This window comes from Leclercia sp. 29361, from assembly GCF_011290365.1.
Taxonomy (GTDB): domain Bacteria; phylum Pseudomonadota; class Gammaproteobacteria; order Enterobacterales; family Enterobacteriaceae; genus Enterobacter; species Enterobacter tamurae.
In genome coordinates, this window is sequence record NZ_CP049786.1 from 1,913,496 (window position 1) to 1,929,052 (window position 15,557).

Below are 15,557 nucleotides of genomic sequence, written 5' to 3' on the forward strand. Positions count from 1 at the left end.
TTCTTTTTCATACTGAGTAAATAAAGTTAGCTTTGTTGAAGAAAGGCGATTAGGCTGCGCCTGTGGTGAATCCCCCTATGCGGTGGGGCGACTAGACTTGGAGGTGAATGACGCGATTCTGTGATCTAGCATAGAGTCACCGGGAGGCACCCGGCACTACAGTCCAATTACCACAGATTTCTAAGGCTGCCGATTGGCGGCCTTTTTGTTTTATATGACTTTAGCCAGCACAGCACCGCTGGTCTTTTTGGTTATACTGAATAAATACACAGATAAAAATAGCTTTATGGCAGGAAGAGGACTAGGCTGTGCCTGTGATGAATCCCCCTATGCGGCGGGGCGACTAGACATGGCAAGTGAGTAGCGCGATTCTGCGGTCTGGCGCAGCGTCACCGGGAGGCACCCGGCATCACACTCAATAATGAGCTTCTTTGCACGGTTCTGATATAGGCTTTGCCGCCCACATCCCGCATGGATTCCGGTTAACATATCAGATACTGTCGTCTTGATAAGTTCTGTCAGAGCTTGAAGAGGGCGATCATTATGGAACCAGGTTTTTACTGGATACAGTACGGCGGCAGGGTTCAGATTGCTTATTACACTGACGTCGAAATTGAAGACCCTGAAATAGGCAGAATCATTACAGGTATCTGGCATCTCACACAGGGCGATGATATTTGTGATGACGGAGAGGCTGAAATTTTAGCAGGACCGTTAAGGCCACCACATATTTGAAATAAACACCGGTGCGCTTCAATATATGGTATAGACTTTTAAGCGGTGAATCCCCCTGTGCGGTGGGGCAATCCAGTTGAAATATATGTAAGTGTGCTTGCGGCTCGTATAACTGGTAACGAGTCACCGGGAGGCACCCGGCACCTGTCTTAGTATCAATACCTGGGTTTAATATTGCCTGCTTGCAAAAGCAGGCTTTTTTATATGCGCTTCGTTAGTAGTGCTATTATTTAATCGTGAACCAAGCCATAGCCATTAACCTTATATCCTGACCGGTCAGTAACGCTGCTCGACACAGCTGCAATACGGATGGTGGCTAGGCAACATGCCTACCTACTTAGATTTAAACTCAGTTGGGCCCGCTGAAAACGCGGGCCTTTTTTATCTTAGTCTCCCGGAACCGAGCATTCACTTTGTCGGTAATTCATTCGGAGAGCCTGATCCCTTACCAAATAGCACCCGCATCCCAGCGAGGTGAGAGAAATGTCCCGTATGAGCAAACTTGTCACCGGAGTCGCCCTTGGCACCTCAGGAGGAACCATCCTGAACGGCGTCCTCACAAAACTGAGCCCTGACGAATGGAGCGCCATCGGCGTACTGGCTGGCATTGCCGGGATAATCATTACCGGGCTCATTAACTGGTACTTCAAACGTAAAGTTGCAAATGCGCAGGTAAAGGCGCTGGAGAAGTACGGACCTGCTGTCAAAGTCGGAGATGATTAGATGCCAATGACCAGTAGCCTGCGTAACAAACTCATCGCCGCTGCTGGTGGCGGTGTAATGCTTATCGCCTCGCTGTTTCTCGGTGGGCAGGATGGCGTAGAAGGGCGTAAGTACGAAGCGTATAAAGACGTCGTCGGGGTGTGGACTGTCTGCGATGGCCATACTGGACGGGATATCGTGAGAGGGAAGAAATATACCGATCGCGAATGTGACAGCCTGCTATGGAAAGACCTCCAGCCAGCCAAGCGTACGGTAGACAATCTGGTTAAGGTGCCGCTGGGCGAGTATCAGCGCGCCGCGCTCTACAGCTTCGTCTTTAACGTTGGCTCTGACGCGTTCTCGAAGTCAACGCTGCTGCGCAAGCTGAACAAAGGTGATCACGACGGAGCGTGCGAAGAAATGCGTCGCTGGGTTTACGCTGGTGGTATGAAGTGGAAAGGTCTTCAGAACCGACGAGAGATGGAGCGATCCATGTGCCTGGCGGAGAGCAGCAATGACCTTTGACTGGAAGCCTTTGCTTTTACTGGTTGTTATAATGGTATTCGGTGGGCTTGCGTTCTGGTTCTTCGGCAAAGCTGAAGATGAGCGTCAGCGCGCCGACACTGCCGAACACAACCTGAAGCTTGCGAAAGACACAATAAGTGATCTGCAGAAGCGCCAGCGCGACGTTGCAGCTCTTGATGCGAAATACACGAAGGAACTGGCAGATGCCCGGGAAAATATTGATCAGCTTCAACGCGATGTTGCTACTGGTAAGCGCCGGTTGCAACTCTACGCAACCTGTCCCGCGGACGGAGCGTCCTCAACCAGCAGCCTGGGCGATGCTTCCGGCCCCCGACTTACAGGCTCCGCTGAGCGGAATTATTTCACCCTCAGGGAGCGAATAGCCACTGTAACAAAGCAGGTAGATTACCTGCAGGAATTTATTATTACACAGTGCCTGAAGTAGCTGCTTGAAACTATATCCCATATGAAGTTCACAAAAGAAAACCCTTATAAGCAGGAAATTCGGTCTGCTTATAAGGGCATGCAAATGCATATCGTTGACCTGCTCCCCGTTGATTAATACACCGCGATGTTAGTAATGTCTTCATAAGCCACATGAGGACATCCCCATGAAGAAGCGTTTTTCCGACGAACAGATCATCAGTATTCTCCGCGAGGCTGAAGCCGGAGTTTCTGCCCGTGAACTCTGCCGTAAGCACGCCATTTCCGACGCCACGTTTTATACCTGGCGTAAGAAGTATGGCGGCATGGAGGTGCCTGAGGTTAAGCGCCTGAAGTCGCTTGAGGAAGAGAACGCCAGACTCAAGAAGCTGCTCGCCGAGGCCATGCTGGATAAGGAGGCGCTTCAGGTGGCTCTTGGGCGAAAGTACTGACGACAGACCAGAAGCGCGAAGTCGTGGTGTTGATGTGTGATGCGACCGGTCTGTCGCAACGTCGTGCCTGCAGACTCACAGGTTTGTCCCTGTCGACCTGCCGCTATGACGCTCAGCGTCCGGCGGCTGATGCCCATTTATCAGGGCGCATTACTGAACTGGCACTGGAGCGCAGGCGTTTTGGCTACCGCCGCATATGGCAGTTACTGCGCCGTGAAGGGCTTCTGGTTAATCACAAGCGCGTGTACCGCCTTTATCATCTGAACGGGCTGGGCGTTAAACGCAGACGTCGTCGTAAAGGGCTGGCAACAGAACGTCTGCCGCTGCTCCGCCCGGAGGCGCCCAACCTGACCTGGTCGATGGATTTCGTCATGGATGCGCTGGCTACTGGTCGCAGGATCAAGTGCCTTACCTGCGTCGATGACTTCACAAAGGAATGCCTGACGGTCACTGTTGCCTTCGGGATTTCAGGCGTGCAGGTCACGCGTATTCTGGACAGCATTGCGCTGTTTCGCGGCTATCCGGCTACGATAAGAACCGATCAGGGCCCGGAGTTTACCTGCCGCGCGCTCGATCAGTGGGCCTTTGAGCATGGAGTGGAGCTGCGACTTATCCAGCCCGGCAAGCCGACGCAGAACGGATTTATTGAGAGTTTTAACGGACGCTTTCGCGATGAATGCCTGAATGAACACTGGTTCAGCGACGTCAATCATGCCAGGAAAACCATCAGCGAATGGCGTCAGGATTATAACGAATGTCGCCCGCACTCCACGCTGAATTATCAGACGCCGTCTGAATTTGCAGCGAGCTGGAGAAAGGGTAATTCTGAGAGTGAAGGATCCGACATTACTAACTGAGCCTTGTATCTAATCCTGGGGGCAGGTCATCGTTACTTTATTACCATAATTATTTCGCTGGAATATCTTTATAGGAATAGTCCTGGAAGAGAAGGTGCTTCATACCCCGACAGGTAAGTGGTAACATTAATCAATGCAAACGGATTAAAGTTCGTTTAAAAAAGAAAGGCTAAAATGTTAGCCGGTTACGCTAGTTAGGCGGGATACGACGCTAAAAACAAAAAAAAAGCCCCGGTGTGGGGCAACTTTGAGTCAAACTATTTTTCTTCTTATGTGCTTCTTGCTTTCATAGCGCGGGGACAATAACACTTTCGTTAGAAATTGCAATTTATTTGCAACTTTTATCTATTCCGCTGACTTATGCCTTACTAGAAAGTATCCCCAGTAGCGGATAATAGGATCGATATGTCAGCCTAAGGTCAAACGAACAAAACACTCAAAGCGCTAGTTCGCAGCAGCTGTATGGCGGCAAACGCAGAGCAATGGCCTTCTAACGGTTCTCTCATTAGAGAGCCAGCTTAGCCTCTGGTAAAGGTTGATGAGAAAAGCATTACTGAGAGCGCCAATTCCGAGCTGGCTGTGCATGACCACAGAGCGAAGAATCCGCTAGGCGAGCGCGGCGAATGCATGAGTATGGTTGCCATTACAGAGCACACCTGATGATGAAAAACGATAAAGATTTTACGAGGGATTATGGTGTGAAACCAGTTGATTTCGCTGCTTTAGTAGGTTTATTGCGTTAATGTATGCTATAAGTCAACACATTCGACACCTTTTCTTTTTAAAGGATGCTTAACTTTTTTTTATGTATAGACTCAACTCACCACTCCTGAAATGGTTATGAGAAAGGTGTATTGCTTATTTATGAATCGTATTTCGCCTAGCGGCCCCGGAGTAATACGGGCTGGAATATAAGCAGTGCTAATTGAGATCATGTAGCAGCATGGTTTTTTTAAAAGTATCAGCGTTTCTTTGAAGACAAAATGACAATTGCCTGAAAACAGACGCATATGGATTGAGGCAAATCGATGAAAAAAGTTTTGGTTTTCTTCAACTCGCAACAGGTAGAAGTCATAAATGTGCTTAAACCAGTAACATCTATTATACGGAATTACCCAAATGGTGATGAAGTATCGTTAAAAGTAATGCTTACTGAAATACATTCATTAACAGGCGATCACATCGATATTTTTGTTGCTTCTGATCGGGAGCTGAACAAAGAAGAAGTAATAAGTGCAGTGAATAAATACCTTTGAACTGTACGTAAGCGGCATCAATGGTCATTTTCAGTTTATCGATAAGTGAGATGATTTTAGAATTCACAATTTAAAGATTATGGTGGATCCCCCTCAGCGGCGGGGCTAAGTAACCTGATGGCTCTTCTTCACTGGCGCTCATCGTGAAAGACTGAAGCAGCGAGTCACGGGTGGTTGACCCAAAGGCTCACCGGGAGGCACCCGGCACCATATGCCCAAAGCCCTTGTAGAAATACAGGGGCTTTTTATCGTCATCAACGTGAGCAGAACTAACTTAGTGGGGGGCTATGTCAAAGAATTTGAAAGCAAATTCTCTACGTATTCAGCGTATGCAATATTGATAGTCTATAATTTATATCCAGTTATGGGTAAGGACTGTTAATCAGAAATTGTCACCTTGCTTGAAAATGGAAACAGTAAATGAATCAGAAGAGGTAAAAATGAAAATTGAAGCGCTGACGCAAAAGGCAGAAGAAGACATTGCCGCTCTGATAGCCAAGAAAATTTCAGAACTACAAAAAAAAACTGGAAAAGAAATTACTGAAATTCAATTTGTTGCTCGCGAAACGATGACAGGCCTGGAAGGCTATGACGTAAAAATTAAACTTCTATAACCTCACCTTCTAAAGACAAGGTCGCAATAGCGGCCTTTTTTATTGTGCATCGTACGCGCATCAATGCAATTGATATTTATTATCGTTTGCGGGTCCTTTCCGGCATATCGGCTTGGTACGGGGCGGCGACCTCGCAGATTCTCGCTATTTATGAAAATTTCCCAGAAGTAATGTCCGGTTCGTTAAGGAACTAATTGATTGAAAATTAATAAAATATGATTTCCTAGAACCGGACATGCGATTTTTTGTTCATTTTACCGGATGAGACCGTCTTTTAGGTGGGAGAGCAGATCAGGAACAGATGAGGTGACTTGTGGCAACTCAGGTGGAGGTGGCGGAACATTTACGCCTGACGGAACGGCAGTTGCGCAGATTGCAAAAACTACCGGGTGCGCCAGTTTCAAAGAAACGCGGTGAACTCGACATAGATGAGTGGCGCTATTTCTATCTTTCTTATCTTCAACGTAACCGCTACTCACGTACGGATGATGGCAGCGATGATGATCATGAAGAGGCGTTGCTGGTTGCCAGAATCGAGCTGACTTCTGAACAGGCGATCGCGCAGCGTTTAAAAAATCAGATAGCTGAGCATAAGGTGATTGATACGGCCTTCTCCATTTTTGCGCTATCTCGCCTGGCCGGGGAGCTGGCATCCGTTCTGGACAGCATTCCGCTTTCGATGCAGAGACGATTCCCTGAATTAAATGATCGCCAGCTGGCTTATCTCAAAGAGCTGGTTGCAAAGGGAGCTAATAAATGCGTTGAGTCTGCGGAGAGGATGCAGGAGTTTGCGGATGAGTATTACAGAAATACAGATGAATAACTTTGTTCATGCGGTAAAGGAAGGGCTCTCTGTTCTGGTCAGACCCCTGCCAATGACTGCCGTTGAATGGGCAGACGATAACTATTACCTCCCGAAAGAGTCTGCTTATCAGGAGGGACGCTGGGAAACCTTACCCTTCCAGCGTGCGATCATGAATGCCATGGGCAACGACTATATCCGTGAAGTGAATGTCGTGAAGTCTGCCCGTGTTGGCTATTCAAAGATGCTGCTCGGGGTTTATGCGTATTTCATCCAGCATAAGCAGCGAAACTCCCTTATCTGGTTGCCGACTGACGGCGATGCCGAGAACTTTATGAAGTCGCATGTCGAGCCGACAATCCGTGATATTCCCACCTTGCTGGCGCTGGCTCCCTGGTATGGCAAAAAACACCGGGACAATACCCTCAGTATGAAGCGTTTTTCAAACGGGCGTGGATTCTGGTGTCTGGGGGGGAAGGCCGCAAAAAACTATCGCGAGAAATCCGTCGATGTGGCGGGCTATGACGAACTGGCCGCCTTTGATGAAGATATCGAGAAAGAGGGCTCCCCGACGTTTCTGGGTGATAAACGAATTGAAGGCTCGGTCTGGCCCAAGTCCATCCGCGGATCCACGCCAAAAGTCAGGGGCACCTGCCAGATTGAGCGTGCCGCGAAAGAGTCGCAGCATTTTTTGCGGTTCCACGTTCCCTGCCCGCATTGCGGGGAAGAGCAGTACCTGAAATTCGGCGATAAAGAGACGCCGTTCGGCTTCAAGTGGACGCCGGGTGAGCCTGCCAGTGTGTTTTACCTTTGCGAGCATAACGCCTGTGTGATTAAGCAGCAGGAGCTCGATTTCGCGCAGGCCCGTTATCTTTGCGGGGAGACGGGGATCTGGACACGGGACGGCCTGTGCTGGTTTTCATCATCCGGTACCGAAATTGATCCACCTGACAGCGTCACTTTTCATATCTGGACTGCCTACAGTCCCTTCACGACCTGGGTGCAAATCGTCAAAGACTGGATCAAGACAAAAGGGGATACCGGCAAGCGCAAGACTTTCGTTAATACCACGCTTGGCGAAACATGGGAGCCGAAAATTGGTGACCGCCCCGATGCAGACGTAATGGCCGAACGTAAGGAGCACTTTGGTGCCGCGGTACCGGAGCGGGTGGCCTACCTGACAGCCGGTATTGACTCCCAGCTTGACCGTTATGAAATGCGGGTCTGGGGCTGGGGGCCCGGCGAAGAAAGCTGGCTTATCGACAGGCAGATCATCATGGGCCGTCATGACGATGAAGCTACTCTGCTTCGGATTGATGAGGCTATCAACCGGACATATACCCGGCAAAATGGGGTGGAAATGTCGGTTTCACGCATCTGCTGGGATATCGGCGGTATCGATCCGACCATCGTTTACAACCGCTCGAAAAAGCATGGCCTGTTCCGCCTGATACCCATTAAAGGGGCATCTGTCTACGGTAAACCCGTTGCCAGCATGCCGCGCAAACGCAACAAAAACGGTGTTTATCTCACGGAAGTGGGCACCGACACGGCTAAAGAGCAAATCTATAACCGTTTCACCCTCGTGCCAGAGGCCGGTGAACCCCTCGCCGGAGCAGTGCATTTCCCTAATAACCCTGAAATCTATGATTTAGCCGAAGCTCAGCAGCTGACAGCTGAGGAGCAGGTCGAGAAGTGGGTAGACGGTAAGAAAAAGATCGTCTGGGACAGCAAAAAGCGACGAAATGAGGCGCTCGACTGCTTTGTCTACGCACTTGCAGCCCTGCGGATCAGCATTTCGCGATGGCAGCTTAATCTCGATTCTCTTCTGGCAACTCTGCTGGAGGAAGACAGCGGGCGTAAAAATCACAAAACCCTGGCGGATTACGCCCGGGCATTATCCGGAGAAGAATAATGGCGACACAGGCTGATCTGGAGGCAGCACGCACTGCATTACATGACCTCATGATGGGTAAACGGGTGGCAACGGTACAGAAAGATGGTCGAAGGGTGGAATTTACAGCTACCTCAGTCAGCGAGCTGAAAAAATACATTGCTGACCTCGAATCTCAGGTTGGCTCCACTTCACGGCGCCGGGGACCGGCAGGGTTTTATGTATGAAATTACCAGCTTTAGTGGGCCCAGACGGTAAAACATCCCTGCGCGAATATGCCGGGTATCACGGCGGTGGCGGCGGATTTGGCGGCCAGTTGCGCTCCTGGAATCCGCCCATCGAAAGTGCTGATGCGGCGCTCCTGCCTAATTTATCACGTGGAAACGCCCGTGCTGACGATCTTGTACGAAATAACGGCTACGCAGCAAACGCCGTACAACTTCACCAGGATCACATCGTTGGGTCATTTTTCAGACTGAGTTACTGCCCGAGCTGGCGTTATCTCGGTATTAAAGAAGAGGAGTGCCGCGCGTTTGCCAGGGAGGTGGAAGCCGCCTGGTATGAGTATGCTGAAGATGACTTTTGCGGGATTGATGCCGAGCGCAAGCGAACGTTTACGATGATGATCCGTGAGGGGGTCGCGACGCACGCATTCAACGGTGAGTTGTTCGTGCAGCCCACCTGGGACAGTGATTCAACGCGGCTTTTCCGCACGCAATTCAAGATGGTCAGTCCGAAGCGCGTCAGCAATCCCAATAACATGGGGGACACCCGGAACTGCCGCGCCGGTGTCAGCATAAACGATGCTGGTGCGGCGCTGGGCTACTACGTAAGCGAGGATGGTTATCCGGGCTGGATGGCGCAGAAATGGACGTATATTCCCCGCGAACTCCATGGGGGCAGACCATCGTTTATCCATGTGTTCGAGCCGCTTGAAGACGGGCAAACGCGCGGTGCCAACGTGTTTTACAGCGTGATGGAGCAGATGAAGATGCTCGACACCCTGCAAAATACGCAACTGCAGAGTGCGATCGTGAAAGCGATGTATGCGGCCACCATTGAAAGCGAACTGGATACGCAGACGGCGATGGACTTTATTCTCGGCTCTGACAGTAAAGACCAGCAAAGCAAAATGACAGGCTGGCTGGGTGAAATGGCATCGTATTACACCGCGGCGCCGGTTCGGCTCGGTGGTGCCAAAGTCCCGCACCTGATGCCTGGTGATTCACTGAATCTGCAGTCAGCACAGGATACGGATAACGGTTATTCCACATTTGAGCAGTCACTGCTGCGCTATATCGCCGCCGGGCTGGGGGTGTCATACGAGCAGCTCTCGCGTAACTATTCCCAGATGAGTTACTCCACCGCACGCGCCAGCGCCAATGAATCCTGGGCGTTCTTTATGGGTCGACGCAAGTTCGTAGCAGCCCGGCAGGCCTGTCAGATGTTTGTCTGCTGGCTGGAAGAGGCGATTGCGCGCCGGGTTGTCACGCTCCCATCCAAAGCCAGGTTCAGCTTCCAGGAAGCGAGAACTTCATGGGGTAACGCAAACTGGATCGGCTCGGGGCGCATGGCTATTGATGGCCTGAAGGAGGTGCAGGAGGCTGTAATGCTGATCGAGGCCGGCCTCAGCACCTATGAGAAGGAGTGCGCCAAACGCGGAGATGACTATCAGGAAATATTTTCTCAGCAGGTACGTGAAACTATGGAGCGCCGGAGCGCGGGTCTTAAACCCCCGGCCTGGGCGGCAGCCGCTTTTGAATCCGGGCTGAAAAAATCAAACGAGGAGGATAAAGATGACGCCAGAACTGCGTAATCTCCCGCATATTGCCAGCATGGCCTTTAATGAGCCGCTGATGCTTGAACCCGCCTATGCGCGGGTTTTCTTTTGCGCGCTGGCAGGCCAGTTGGGGATCACTCGACTGACGGATACGGTGTCTGGCGCAACGCCTGGTGCTGAGCAGATTGCCGAACCGCTGGCGCTCTTTGGTGATGATGAGGAGATGGTGCCCCGGCCGTCGCGTAGTTACCAGATAACGAACGGTATCGCGGTGCTGCCCGTTTCCGGCACGCTGGTCAGTAAAACCCGTTCGCTGCAGCCTTATTCCGGCATGACGGGATACAACGGGATCATTGCCCGCCTGCAGCTGGCCATGAGCGATCCCGGCGTCGACGGCATTCTCCTCGATATGGATACGCCTGGCGGGATGGTGTCCGGTGCATTCGACTGCGCCGACATTATTGCACGGATGCGCGGTATCAAGCCCATCTGGGCGCTGGCAAACGATATGAACTGCAGCGCCGGGCAACTTATCGCCAGCGCCGCTTCCCGCCGTCTGGTCACCCAGACCGCGCGTACGGGCTCAATCGGCGTGATGATGGCGCACAGCAACTACGGCGCTGCCCTGAAAACGCAGGGCGTCGAGGTGACCCTGATTTACAGCGGCGATCACAAGGTTGATGGCAACCCTTACGAAAAACTACCGAAAGACGTTCGCGATGATTTTCAGACGCGGATCGACGCCACGCGCCGGATGTTTGCCGAAAAGGTTGCCGCTTATACAGGCATGTCCGTGCAGTCCGTGCTGGATACCGAAGCGGCTGTATTTTCCGGTCAGGAATCGGTGGATGCCGGTCTGGCTGAAGAGCTGGTCAATAACACTGACGCGCTGAACGTGATGCGCGAGTCACTTAACAAACGAAAAACAATCTCCCCTGGAGGAAATATGGAAAAAGTAACCACCGCATCAGCCGCAGCTGCGGATGCTATTCAAGCAACCGCGTCAGCAGAACAGACAAATACTGTCGAATCCGCTGCTGCAGTTGTTGCTTCCCCGGCAGAGGTCAGTGCCCAGGTCGCCGCAGCGGTGAGTGCCGAAAATGGCCGAATCATGGGGATCCTGAACTGCGAAGAGGCGAAAGGACGTGAGTCACAGGCGCGTGCACTGGCCGAAACGCCGGGTATGACGGTCGAAAGCGCACAGCGCATTCTGGCCGCGGCACCGCAAAGTGCCCAGGCGCGTTCCGATACGGCACTGGATCGCCTGATGGAAACAGCACCCGGTGCGCTATCGACAGGTAATGCATCTGCTGGAGCAGGTGACGATTTGTTAAACACCCCCGTTTAAGAGGCTCTTATGGCAACGACTGAAGTTTTTACCCATTTACAGCCGCTCGGCAACAGTGACCCGGCACATACTGCATATGCACCTGGCGAACTGACAGCCTCCACGCCGGCCATGACACCACTCATACGGGCAAGTTAACGGTCTGGGACGGCGCTCACGCTGGCGCGGCATGCGGTATTCTTGCCGTAGCGGCAGACCAGAGCAGCGTGGAGCTGGCATTTTATAAATCCGGCTCATTCCGCATTGAAGATGTTCTCTGGCCTTCAGCTGTGACAGATGAGCATATCAAGCATAATGCGTTTACCGGCACGGCCGTCAGCATCATCTAAACCCTTTATTAACACTCACATTCATCCATAAAAGCCGCCTGTGCGGCTTTTTTTACGGGAAAAATCTATGTCAATTTATACCACTGCCCAGTTGCTGGCGGTCAATGAGAAGAAATTTAAGTTCGATCCGCTTTTCCTTCGCATCTTCTTCCGCGAAAGCTATCCCTTCAGCACTGAGAAGGTGTACCTGTCGCAAATCCCGGGCCTGGTTAACATGGCGCTCTATGTCTCGCCTGTTATTTCCGGCAAGGTCATCCGCTCGCGCGGTGGCACAACCTCAGAATTTACGCCTGGTTATGTTAAGCCCAAGCACGAAGTAAACCCGCAGATGACCCTGCGTCGTCTGCCGGATGAAGATCCACAGAACCTAGCTGATCCTGCTTATCGCCGCCGCCGCATCATTCTGCAGAACATGAAAGATGAAGAGCTGGCGATTGCGCAGGTAGAAGAAATGCAGGCCGTATCCGCCGTGCTCAGCGGTAAATATACCATGACCGGGGAGGCATTCGAGCCGGTGGAGGTGGATATGCAGCGCAGCGCCAGAAACAACATTGTTCAGGCGGGTGCTGCGGCCTGGTCCGTCCGGGACAAAGAAACCTATGATCCGACCGATGACATCGAGACGTATGCGGTGAATGCCAGTGGCGTGGTCAACATCATCGTGTTCGATCCAAAAGGCTGGTCACTGTTCCGCTCCTTTAAGGCCGTCAAAGACAAGCTGGATACCCGCCGCGGCTCTAACTCTGAGCTGGAAACCGCACTCAAGGATCTCGGTCAGGCGGTTTCCTATAAGGGTATGTACGGCGATGTGGCAATCGTCGTGTACGCCGGTCAGTACGTTGAAGGGGGCGTGCAGAAGAATTACCTGCCGGATAACACCATGGTACTGGGTAACACACAGGCGCGCGGTCTGCGGACCTATGGCTGTATCCAGGATGTGGACGCGCAGCGCGAGGGCATTAACGCGTCCGCACGCTATCCGAAAAACTGGGTGCAGTCCGGTGACCCGGCCCGTGAATTCACTATGATCCAGTCCGCGCCGCTGATGCTGCTGGCAGACTCGGACGAATTTGTATCCGTGAAACTCGCGTAACTTCCACCTGGTGGCCCTTCGGGGCCAATTTTTCGGAGTAGTTTCCATGACTGAAAAAGAAACACTTATCGCCCGGCTGAAAGAGCTGGGCAAAATGCTGGGCCGTGACGTGAATACCAGCGGCACCATCCAGGAGCTGTCGATGCGTATTGCTGAGCTTGAAGAGGAGCTGGATGGAGATGCCGGTTCGGTTGACGGTGAAAATGGAGAGGAGAATGCTTCCGGCAGCACCGGCAGCACCGGCAGCACCGACGTTGATATTGCTGACGCGGCGAAAGAAAAAACGAAAGCGACCACAACCGATGACCGGGTAACAGTAGAAACGCTGGCAACCCTGCATATTGACGCGCTGCATGCCACGCGTAACGAACCGGTCTCCATCGTTGAGCCCGGTGTGATCATTCGCGTATCCAAACAGGATGCAGACGAGCTGATCGCAAAGGGGCTGGCTAGAGAAGTCTGAAGGGGACCGCATGGCTGATTACGATAATCTCTTTGACGAGGCCATGTCGCGAGCGGATGGCGCTATACGCAGTGTGATGGGCGCAGATGCAAAGGTGATGTCAGGCGCTTTGTCAGGTGTCACCCTGATGGGCGTTTTCGATGATCTAGAGAATATTGGTTATGCCGGTGTGGGGATTCGGGTTGAAGGTACCAGTCCGACCCTGTTTGTGGAAACCGCCACTGTTCAGCAGCTGGAACGCATGGACACCCTGATGATTAACGGGCGAGCTTTCTGGGTTGAGCGAATTGGCCCTGACGATTGTGGATCCTGCCATATCTGGCTGGGTAACGGGAGCCCGCCCGCCGGTACCCGCCGTCGTTAAGGAGGCTGCATGTCCATTAAAGGCCTTGAGCAGGCGATAGAGAATCTCAACAGCATCAGCAAAACGGCTGTTCCGCGTGCGTCGGCACAGGCCGTTAACCGCGTGGCAAACCGGGCCGTCAGCCGCAGCGTGGCAGTCGTGTCGAAAGATACCCGCGTACCGCGAAAACTGGTAAAGCAACGCGCCAGGCTGAGACGTGCGACGGTTAATAAACCCCGCGCGCTTATCCGTGTAAACCGTGGCAATTTACCGGCCATAAAACTCGGTACCGCCAGCGTGCGCCTTTCCCGCAGAAAACGGGATAAGAAAGGGGCCAACAGCGTGCTGCGCATTGGACCGTTCCGTTTCCCGGGCGGATTCATTCAGCAGCTTAAAAATGGTCGCTGGCACGTCATGAGGCGAACAGCAAAGCCTCGTTATCCGATCGAAGTGGTCAGCATTCCTCTGGCAGCCCCTTTAACCACGGCATTTAAAGCTGAGCTGCCGAAGCTCATGGACTCGGATATGCCCAAAGAGCTCCGGGCATCCCTTACAAACCAACTCAGGTTGATTCTGACAAAATGAAACACAGTGATATCCGACAGTTGATTCTTGACGCGCTGGAAAGCGCGATTGGTACTGACGCCATTTATTTTGACGGTAGGCCAGCAGTGCTCGAAGAGGGAGATTTCCCGGCCGTCGCCGTTTATCTCACCGACGCGGAGTACACCGGGGAAGAACTGGATGCCGATGCAGGATACATCGCAAAAATACGTTACCCAGATGGGTGAGAAAACCCGGGCGCTGGCGGAAAGCGCGGGGATGAGTAGTCGTGCTGCACAGCGGCGCAATGAAGAGGCTCAGTTACTACAGGGCTGGAAAAATGGCGGCGGGTCTGAAAAAGATCAGGGCTACCAGAAAGAGCTGCAGGCGCTACAGGGATATTATCAGGAACAGGATAAAATGCGCGGTGACTGGCTGTCTGGTGGGAAATCCGCCTGGGCTGATTACGCCGATTCTGCGGGTGACGCGTACGGCCAGATGAAAAATGTAGCCGCCAGCACCTTTGACGGAATGACGCAAAACCTTGCGGACATGCTTACCACCGGTAAAGCAAAGTGGAGTGACTTCACCCGCTCAACGCTTTCGATGCTGGCGCAGATCGCCCTTAAACAGGCGGGAGTGGGGATCGTGGGCGCTGTCAGTTCGGCTATCGGATTTGCCGGGGGCGGCTATACCGGATCGGGCGGTAAATATGAACCTGCCGGGGTGGTTCATCGCGGGGAGTTCGTTTTTACCAAAGAGGCGACCAGCCGGATCGGGGTGGGAAATCTGTACAGTATGATGCGCGGTTACGCGTCCGGCGGACTGGTGGGTGGCGGCAATATGCCCGCTGCGGCCACGCGGGGGATCAGCGTTTATGCACCGGTCAGTGTCAGTCAGCAGGGGGGGGGCGAGTCCAGCCAGGCGGACACCATTGGAACGGCGCGGCAGCTTCAGGGCATTGTTCAGCAGACCATCACTGACCGGCTTAAAAAGGAGCTGGGGCCAGGTGGTGTACTTTACCCAAGGGGGTAGCGGTGACAGACACATTCAGCTGGGGCACCCGTAAAACTGCCCGGGGAACGGAAAGCGCCCGTACGCTTCAGTCCCAGTTTGGCGACGGGTATAAACAGATCGCCGGGATGGGGATCAATGACAAGTCCGAAGTCTGGGAACTTGACTGGACGGGCACACGAAGCGAGGCCGCAGTGCTGCGTGCGTTCCTTATGTCGCACATTACAAAATCGTTCTGGTGGACGAACCCCTGGGGGGAGAAGAAGCTCTATCGGATGAAGGCTGATTCCTTCAGTGTTTCGCTCCCCTCCGGAAAAAAAGCGACAGTAGCGTTCACGTTCGAGCAGTCCTTTGCTCCCTGATTATCTTCAAATCCAGAATGAC

17 protein-coding genes and 3 pseudogenes are annotated in these 15,557 nt (G+C 52.6%); all 20 read left to right on the plus strand.

Translation table 11 applies throughout. The features are described from left to right. Positions 1-543: 543 nt before the first annotated feature. The 20 genes and pseudogenes from G7090_RS09050 to G7090_RS09145 all read left to right on the plus strand — a co-directional run bounded on the left by G7090_RS09050 (position 544) and on the right by G7090_RS09145 (position 15,535). Positions 544-735 carry a hypothetical protein gene (locus G7090_RS09050; RefSeq protein WP_106992788.1) on the plus strand — a complete coding sequence of 64 codons (192 nt, stop codon included), beginning with the start codon at positions 544-546 and terminating at the stop codon, positions 733-735. A gap of 492 nt (positions 736-1,227) precedes the next feature. Continuing rightward, the gene (locus tag G7090_RS09055) at positions 1,228-1,458 is read left to right on the plus strand and encodes a class II holin family protein (protein WP_166182177.1); all 231 of its coding nucleotides are present in this window, start codon (positions 1,228-1,230) and stop codon (positions 1,456-1,458) included. A gap of 6 nt (positions 1,459-1,464) precedes the next feature. Next, positions 1,465-1,962, plus strand: a complete 498-nt coding sequence (locus G7090_RS09060) for a lysozyme (protein WP_166185172.1) — start codon at positions 1,465-1,467, stop codon at positions 1,960-1,962. Continuing rightward, positions 1,952-2,407, plus strand: a complete 456-nt coding sequence (locus G7090_RS09065) for a lysis protein (RefSeq protein WP_106992790.1) — start codon at positions 1,952-1,954, stop codon at positions 2,405-2,407. The genes G7090_RS09060 and G7090_RS09065 overlap by 11 nt, the downstream gene beginning before the upstream one ends. A gap of 166 nt (positions 2,408-2,573) precedes the next feature. Next, positions 2,574-3,694, plus strand: a protein-coding gene (locus tag G7090_RS09070) for an IS3 family transposase (protein ID WP_118929462.1) whose coding sequence is annotated in 2 segments (ribosomal slippage) — positions 2,574-2,832 and positions 2,832-3,694 — 1,122 coding nt in all. Because the reading frame shifts where the segments join, the coding sequence is not laid out codon by codon here. 1,028 nt (positions 3,695-4,722) lie between these two features. Next, positions 4,723-4,950, plus strand: a complete 228-nt coding sequence (locus tag G7090_RS09075; RefSeq protein WP_166182178.1) for a hypothetical protein — start codon at positions 4,723-4,725, stop codon at positions 4,948-4,950. Between the two features lie 440 nt (positions 4,951-5,390). Next, positions 5,391-5,564, plus strand: coding sequence for a GnsA/GnsB family addiction module toxin (locus G7090_RS09080; RefSeq protein WP_166182179.1), 174 nt, complete (start codon positions 5,391-5,393; stop codon positions 5,562-5,564). A gap of 313 nt (positions 5,565-5,877) precedes the next feature. Continuing rightward, positions 5,878-6,387, plus strand: a complete 510-nt coding sequence (locus tag G7090_RS09085; protein WP_166182180.1) for a terminase small subunit — start codon at positions 5,878-5,880, stop codon at positions 6,385-6,387. Then, complete coding sequence (locus tag G7090_RS09090) at positions 6,359-8,281, plus strand: phage terminase large subunit family protein (protein ID WP_166182181.1); 1,923 nt, start codon at positions 6,359-6,361, stop codon at positions 8,279-8,281. The genes G7090_RS09085 and G7090_RS09090 overlap by 29 nt, the downstream gene beginning before the upstream one ends. Beyond that, positions 8,281-8,487 (plus strand): phage head-tail joining protein, encoded by a 207-nt coding sequence (locus tag G7090_RS09095; protein WP_166182182.1) that lies wholly within the window; start codon positions 8,281-8,283, stop codon positions 8,485-8,487. Before G7090_RS09090 ends, G7090_RS09095 begins: the two co-directional genes overlap by 1 nt. Then, on the plus strand, positions 8,484-10,076 hold the full coding sequence (locus tag G7090_RS09100; RefSeq protein WP_166182183.1) for a phage portal protein: 1,593 nt from the start codon (positions 8,484-8,486) through the stop codon (positions 10,074-10,076). The genes G7090_RS09095 and G7090_RS09100 overlap by 4 nt, the downstream gene beginning before the upstream one ends. Next, on the plus strand, positions 10,057-11,388 hold the full coding sequence (locus G7090_RS09105; RefSeq protein WP_166182184.1) for a S49 family peptidase: 1,332 nt from the start codon (positions 10,057-10,059) through the stop codon (positions 11,386-11,388). Before G7090_RS09100 ends, G7090_RS09105 begins: the two co-directional genes overlap by 20 nt. Before the next feature lie 9 nt (positions 11,389-11,397). Further along, positions 11,398-11,717 (plus strand): annotated as a pseudogene (locus tag G7090_RS09110) (head decoration protein). Positions 11,718-11,784: 67 nt separating this feature from the next. Continuing rightward, the gene (locus tag G7090_RS09115) at positions 11,785-12,810 is read left to right on the plus strand and encodes a major capsid protein (RefSeq protein ID WP_166182185.1); all 1,026 of its coding nucleotides are present in this window, start codon (positions 11,785-11,787) and stop codon (positions 12,808-12,810) included. Between the two features lie 46 nt (positions 12,811-12,856). Continuing rightward, positions 12,857-13,273 carry a DNA-packaging protein FI gene (gene gpFI, locus G7090_RS09120; protein ID WP_166182186.1) on the plus strand — a complete coding sequence of 139 codons (417 nt, stop codon included), beginning with the start codon at positions 12,857-12,859 and terminating at the stop codon, positions 13,271-13,273. A gap of 10 nt (positions 13,274-13,283) precedes the next feature. Further along, positions 13,284-13,637 (plus strand): head-tail joining protein, encoded by a 354-nt coding sequence (locus G7090_RS09125; RefSeq protein WP_166182187.1) that lies wholly within the window; start codon positions 13,284-13,286, stop codon positions 13,635-13,637. A gap of 9 nt (positions 13,638-13,646) precedes the next feature. Next, positions 13,647-14,201 (plus strand): phage tail protein, encoded by a 555-nt coding sequence (locus tag G7090_RS09130; RefSeq protein ID WP_103179218.1) that lies wholly within the window; start codon positions 13,647-13,649, stop codon positions 14,199-14,201. Continuing rightward, positions 14,198-14,368, plus strand: a pseudogene (gene gpU, locus G7090_RS09135) (phage tail terminator protein); the annotation flags it as partial. The gene G7090_RS09130 and the pseudogene gpU, both read left to right, overlap by 4 nt. Beyond that, a pseudogene (locus G7090_RS09140) lies at positions 14,367-15,194 on the plus strand (phage tail tape measure protein); the annotation flags it as partial. The pseudogenes gpU and G7090_RS09140, both read left to right, overlap by 2 nt. 2 nt (positions 15,195-15,196) lie before the next feature. Continuing rightward, on the plus strand, positions 15,197-15,535 hold the full coding sequence (locus tag G7090_RS09145) for a phage tail protein (RefSeq protein WP_166182188.1): 339 nt from the start codon (positions 15,197-15,199) through the stop codon (positions 15,533-15,535). The last annotated feature ends 22 nt before the right edge of the window (positions 15,536-15,557 follow it).